This window comes from Kocuria sp. (assembly GCF_030536815.1).
GTDB classification, from domain to species: Bacteria; Actinomycetota; Actinomycetes; order Actinomycetales; family Micrococcaceae; genus Kocuria; species Kocuria gwangalliensis.
In genome coordinates, this window is the sequence record NZ_JAUNPE010000120.1 from 1 (window position 1) to 6,580 (window position 6,580).

4 protein-coding genes are annotated in these 6,580 nt (G+C 64.9%); 1 reads left to right on the forward strand and 3 read right to left on the reverse strand.

Annotated elements, in window-relative coordinates; genetic code table 11:
* Positions 1-171 precede the first annotated feature (171 nt).
* On the forward strand, positions 172-1,212 hold the full coding sequence (locus tag Q4E95_RS10100; protein WP_303383186.1) for an Lrp/AsnC family transcriptional regulator: 1,041 nt from the start codon (positions 172-174) through the stop codon (positions 1,210-1,212).
* Here Q4E95_RS10100 and Q4E95_RS10105 read toward each other — a convergent pair.
* The 3 genes from Q4E95_RS10105 to Q4E95_RS10115 form a co-directional block, all read right to left on the reverse strand.
* A complete protein-coding gene (locus tag Q4E95_RS10105; protein WP_303383187.1) occupies positions 1,205-2,836 on the reverse strand; it encodes an amidohydrolase in 1,632 nt (543 codons plus the stop codon). The genes Q4E95_RS10100 and Q4E95_RS10105 overlap by 8 nt on opposite strands.
* A 90-nt stretch (positions 2,837-2,926) precedes the next feature.
* Entirely contained in the window at positions 2,927-4,573 is a 1,647-nt protein-coding gene (locus tag Q4E95_RS10110; RefSeq protein ID WP_303383188.1) for a thiamine pyrophosphate-binding protein, read from the reverse strand.
* 95 nt (positions 4,574-4,668) lie between these two features.
* A complete protein-coding gene (locus Q4E95_RS10115) occupies positions 4,669-6,345 on the reverse strand; it encodes an amidohydrolase (protein ID WP_303383189.1) in 1,677 nt (558 codons plus the stop codon).
* Positions 6,346-6,580 lie beyond the last annotated feature (235 nt).

Genomic DNA, 6,580 nt, shown 5'->3' on the forward strand with positions numbered 1-6,580 from the left:
CCAACAAGAAGCTGCTGCACACCCCCGCCAAGAAGTAAGGCAGGGTTGACCGTTCCCGGACGGTGGACAGACGACAACCGCCCCCGCACCCACCACGGTGCGGGGGCGGCGTCGTTGTCGCGAGAACCTTTGTAGACTCATGTTTCGGCCACCGCACAATGAGGGAGATCCATGTCAAGCAACGGCCAGTCCAAGGCTGAGCTGTCCGATCAGGACCTGGAGCTCATCAGCCTGCTGCAGTGGGCGCCCAGAATCACCTGGGGTGAAGCCGCCGCGATCTTGGACGCCCATCCCACCACTCTGGCCGGGCGGTGGGAGAAACTGCGCAGCTCCGGGGCCGCCTGGATCACCGCTCAGGTCAATCTCAACGACCCCAGGAATCTCCTGTCCTTTCAGGAGGTCTCGTGCAACACCCAACAGTGGAACGATGTCGTCAAAGAACTCGTGGCCATGCCCGAGGTGCTTTCCGTGGAAGCCTTCGGCCGGGAACCGGACCTCGGTCTCACCGTGGTTAGCCGGGATCTGCCCTCGCTGTCACGCATCATCGAGGAGAAAATCTCCCGGGTTCAGGGTGTCGTGAAGATCCACAACATGATCTCCACCAAACTGCACCGTGCCGGCGACAAGTGGCGTCTGGACAGGCTCAGTGACGAGCAACGCCGGGCGGCGCAGGCCTGGATGGCGGCCGAACAGGAATCATTGCCGGTCAGCAGTACGCCGCTCAGCGAGGATCACCGTCCCGTGATCGAGGCTCTCATGCTCGACGGTCGTGCAAGTGCGGCCGAGATCGCCCGCATCACGGGGCTTCACCCGGCCACCGCCCGCCGTTACCTGCACAAGGTGCTGGCCTCCGGGTTGTTGTCGATCCGCTGCGACCTGATCCAGGGGTTCTCCGCCACACCGATCACCGCGCAGTGGTTCACCCGCCTGGACGCGAATCAGCACGAAGCCGCTGCGAAGGCTCTTGCCCGGGATCCGCGCACTCGCGTGGTCACGTCCATCACGGGGCGCGCCAACCTCATGGTGGTCATGTGGCTGCATTCCGTGGGGGAGATCCTGGAGGCCGAACGGGCCATCCAGTCCGCGGTCTCAGGAATCGAGATTCAGGAAACGGTGGTCTCGCTGCGCCCCATCAAACGTATGGGCTGGGTTCTGGATTCCGAGACCCACGTGGGTAAGAAATTCATCTCGCCCCGGTTGCACCTCAGCTGACCTCGCGCCGGTAGCGGATCTGGGCGCCCACAACGGTGGTTTCGACCACGGTGTCCTTGACCGCGCGGTCATCCTCCGAGAACACGTCCCGGTCCACCACCACGAAGTCCGCGAGCAAACCCGGCGCCAGGCATCCCTTGAGGTTCTCCTCGTAGGAGGCGCGGGCCACGGCGTGGGTGTAGTAGTACACGGCCTCCGGGCGGGACACGGTTTCCTGCGGCTGCCAGCCGTCCACCGCGTGCCCGTGGCGGGTGCGCGTGATGGCCGCGTGGATACCCTGGAACGGGTTGGGATCCTCGACCGGTGCGTCCGAACCGAACACGAGCTCCGCCCCGGCGGCTCGCAGACTGTTCCAGCCGTAGGAAATCAGGTCACGACCCTGTAAGAAGTCATTCATGGGAAGGTCCGCGGTACAGTGCATGGGCTGCATGGACGCGGTGACACCCAGCTGACGGAACCGCGGGACATCACCACGCTTGATGTACTGGGCGTGCTCGATCCGCTGACGCAACCCGAACACCCGGGACATGGCCTGGTGGGTCTCGAAGACGTCCAACACCTCGGTGGTGGCTTGGTCGCCAATCGCATGCACCGCGGTGGCAATGCCGGCACTGGCAGCCAGGTGAATCCAATGGTCCAATTCGTCCCGGGTGGTCACGGCCATGCCGTGATCCTCCGTGCCCGGCCACGGATCCGACATGTGGCACGTGTGTGAACCGAGGGCACCGTCCGCGAAGAGCTTGAGCGGGCCCATGGAAATCCATTCGTCTCCCGAGGTAGAGCGGATGCCGCGGTTGATGAAGTCCAGGATCTGTTCCTGGCGCAGTATTTTGTGAACACGAACATTGAGCTCACCGCGCTCGCGGAGCTTTTGATAGGCGGAGAGGCAATCGGCGCCGTCGATGTCGTGAATCGAGGTGATGCCCCGCTTGAGCAACTCATGCTGGCCCGCGGGCAGGTAATCATCGATGTTGCCGGAGACATCCGACTGCATCAGGCCGTCACGAATGGGAATGCCCGCGGCTTCACGGATGATGCCGGTCAGCTCCCCGTGGTCGTCGCGCTCGTAGGTGCCGCCGTCCGGGTCCTTGACGTTGCGGTCCAGCCCCAGGGTCTCGAGGGCCTTGGAGTTGAGCCACAGCGTGTGCCAATCCAGTGACCCCAGGGCCATGGGGATGTCCGGGCAGATGCTGTCCAAACTGTGCTTGTCCGGGAACACCGGAACATCCCAGCCATTGGCATTCCATTGACCGCCGAAGATCCACGTCTTCGTCTTGTCCTGGCGGGCCCGGTCCACGAACGGTTTCAGCAGCTCCAGCGCAGCCTGCAGCGACGTGCAAGCCCGCAGATCCGGTTCCGTGATGGACCGCGAGTAAATCGCGGAATGAATGTGTCCGTCGCCCATCCCCGGCATCACGTATCGACCCTCGAGGTTGATCCGCTCCGTACCAGCGGGCGCCATGTCCGCGAGTTTCCGATAATCACCCACGGCCACGATGCGGTCCTCGGAGGTGAGGATGGCATCCGGGTGGGGCATGTCGCGGGTGAGCCACGTGGCCCGGGGCGTCCACCCCGTGGCCGGATTCATCGCGTGGACTGTGGCGTTGTGGAACAAACGAAACATCCGTGGGACTCCTGGAGACAAACCGTTACGTTGCGGTCAAAGGTCGATGTCCGATCCTATCGGAGCGGAGCTCGGGCCCACCGTGTGGGCTTAGCCGTCCGGCATGACCTTGGAGCGGTCGACCACCACGTGCACCACGGCGGGGACGCGGTTCTCCTGTACGGCCGTCATGGCTTCGCCAATGACTCGCTCGATGTCGCCGTTGTTGTCCAGACGGGCACCGTACCCGCCGTAGCCCTGGCCCAGGACACCGAAGTCGGGGTTCTCCAGCTGCGTGCCGGAGATCCGGCCCGGGTAGCGAGTTTCCTGGTGGGACCGGATGGTGCCGAACTGAGAGTTGTCCATGACCAGGATCAACGGGTGCGCACCGAATTGTTTGGCCGTGGCCAGTTCCTGGCTGTTCATGAGGAACTCGCCGTCGCCGGCGATCGAGAAGACAAAGCGATCCTTGTCCTGCAGCGACAGCGCCACAGCGGCGGGAACCGAGTAGCCCATGGTCCCGTTGCGCACGGAGAACTGGGACGGATAGAAGGAGTTCGGGAAGTACCGGTGGCCCCACGCCGTGTGGTTACCGGAACCGAATGTGATCTGGGTGTCCTCGGGCATGCGCTTGAGGACCTCTGCCATGACCAGGGTCATGTCGGCGGTGCCCTCCGCGTTGGTGCCGGTGTTGTCGGGGATCCGGGAGACCTCTTGGTGCGCCGCCACTGCGGGGTCACGCCACGAGGACCAGTCGGGATGCTCGCCCAGATCGAGATCCGCCACGGCGTGGCCGAAGGCCACGGGGGATGCCAGGATCTGGCGGGTGACCGCGCCGGAGTGCTGACGCAGTGATGCGTCGATGTTGACGATCCAGTTGGTGGCATCCGGTTCCTGGCGGACCGTGAACCCGTCGGTGGGGATGTCGGAGAGGGTGCCGCCCACGAGAACCAGCAGATCGGCATCTTTCAGGACGGCCACCGATTCCTCGGTGCGACGGTAGCCGAGCTCGCCCGCGTTGACGGGGGAGTTGCCCGGGATGCGGTCCGCGGCGCGCCAATCGGAGATCACCGGGATACCGTTCTTCTCGGCGAACGCGGTGACCTGCTGGGAGGCCACGGCATTCCAGCGGGGGCCGCCGAGCAGCAGCGCGGGGCGCTGCGCCGTGGAGAAAGCGTGCGTGAGGTCGGCCAGTTCCTGATCGCTCACGGAACCCTCGGTCACGGGGATGCGCGGCACCACCGGCCGGTCCACCATGTCGGTGATGACGTCTTCGGGAAGGCCTACCACCACGGGTCCGGGACGGCCCGACGTCGCGGCGAAGAACGCCTCCGCCACGACCTCGGAGGCACGCTCGGCCTTGTCCAGCACGAACACACGCTTGGTCTGGGTGCCGAACCAGGCGTACGGGTCCAACTCCTGGAAAGCTTCCTTCATGCGGTGGTCCAACGGGATCAACCCCACGAACAGCACCAGGGGAGTGGAGTCCTGCCACGCGAGGTGGATCCCCACGAATGCGTTGGACGCACCGGGCCCGCGAGTCACCATGGCGACACCGGGGCGACCGGTGGCCTTGCCCACTGCCTCCGCCATGTACAGGGCGCCGCCCTCCTGACGGCACACCACGTTCTCGATTCCCGAGTTGTACAGGCCGTCGAGCACGTCCAAGTAGCTTTCACCGGGCACGGAGAACACACGTTCCACACCGTGGTGCTTGAGCGACTCGACAATGAGATGGCCGGCTGACTGTTCGGTCATTACTACCTCCTGGTGTGGCCCCGGACTCGCAAGGTCCGGAAGGATGATGGCTTGTATTCGACAAGCGTTGACGCACGGAAAGCGCTGACGATCCGTTACAGGTCTCCGTGCATGATGTCGCCACCCACCACCGTGGCCGTGACCTGCACGTCTTTAATGGTCTGCGGGTCGACGTCGTAGATGTCATCGGAGAGCACCACGAAGTCCGCGAGTTTGCCCGCGCTCAGCGTGCCCTTCATGTGCTCCTGGTGGGACGCGTACGCGCTGCCCACGGTGTAGGCGTGCACCGCTTGGCCGACCGTGATGCACTCTTCCGGTACGAACTGGGCGCCCGACGCGGTGCGTCGGTTGACCATGTCGTGAATGTTGTACAGCGGCGGGTAATCCACCACCGGCGCGTCCGTGGAAGCCGGAGTCACCATGCCCGCATCGAGGAGGGACTTCATGCGATAGCACAGGCGGGTGCGCTTCGCACCGAGTGCCCTGGCCATGCCGTCGCCGAGTTCATTGACAAAGCGACCCTGGGGCACCGGAACCACACCCAACCGTGCGCAGCGGGCCACCTGCTCGTCACTGGCCACACCGAAGTGTTCGATGCGGTGGCGGGCGTCCTCGCGGGGGAACTCGTTGTGTGCCTTCTCGAAGATGTCCAGCACCACGTCCACGGCGCCATCGCCGATCGCGTGCACGGCCAGCTGCCAACCGTTCTGGTGCGCGGCCAGCAGACGGCCCTCCAGCCACTCCCGGGGGAATTGCAGGAGGCCGACATTCTCCACTCCGTTCTCCGCATCAGCGGCGTATCCCTCGGTCATGAAGGCGGAACGGCCGATCAGGGAACCGTCCGAGAGAACTTTGACCGCGCCGATCCGGAACCAGTCATCACCCAGGCCCGAGCGGATTCCCAGATCCAGGCCGAAGGGCTGGTCCTGCCCGGGGAAGTCGTTGGCCACGTCCTGGCCGCTGGGGTCAATGGGGTGCAGCGTGGTGAGGTAGGGCATCACGGTGGCGCGCACCCGCAACCGGCCCTGATCCTTGGCCAGTTGATACGCGGCAATGTCCGTGAAGGACTGCCCGAGGTTCGCGGGTGAACCCAGGCCGGGCTCGGTGACGGAGGTAATGCCGGCGGCCAGGGCGGCGTCGCACGCGGCCGCGATCTGGTCCGCCACGACGTCGGTGGTCTTGACCGGGAGGGCCTCCTGGACCAGGCCGCGAGCGGTCTCCGACAACAGGCCCTGAGCGGCGCCGTGCTCATCGAGGGGCACCTCACCACCCACGGGAACCGTGAAACCCCGACGACCGGGGTACCCGGCGCGCTCGAACGCCGCGGTGTTCACCACGGCCATGTGACGCGAGTTGTGCCACAGCCACACCGGGTTCTGCGGGCTGACCTCGTCCAGGGCGACCGCGGTCGGGTGCACGCCGTCCAGGTAGTTCTGGTCGTAACCCTGGCCCATGATCCACTCGCCGGGCTCGGCATCGGCGGCGGCCTCACGCACCGCGGCGAGCAGATCGGCCATGGTGGAGATCACGGACGGACGCAGATCCAGTTGCACCAGGGACTCGCCCAGGAAGCTCAGATGGCAGTGGGCGTCATTGAAACCGGGGACCACGGCGGCTCCCTTCAGGTCCACCACGCGGTCGAAAAGATCGGGGGAAAGCTGATCGTCCAGGCTCACGACTTTCCCCTGGTGCACTCCCAGGCTGTGCGCCATGGGATGATCCGGATCCTGGGTGTGGATTGTGCCGTTGGTGAAGATCACGTCCAGAGCCATGAAGTCTCTTACCGTCCTGTTCTCATGCGAGCAATATCCGCTGCCGCCCCAAGTGGGAAGACGCGAAAACCTGACTCACCGTCTCGTGCCGACCGTGAACGGCGGCGTAGGCTGTTCCATCGTCTCCCGCCGGAGACCTCCTGTCACTGACCCGCCCCCTATTGCTCCTGCGGGGCACAATATGACGGGTAACCCCACGAACAGGAGAAGCTCATGGCCTTCGATCCGAAGGAGC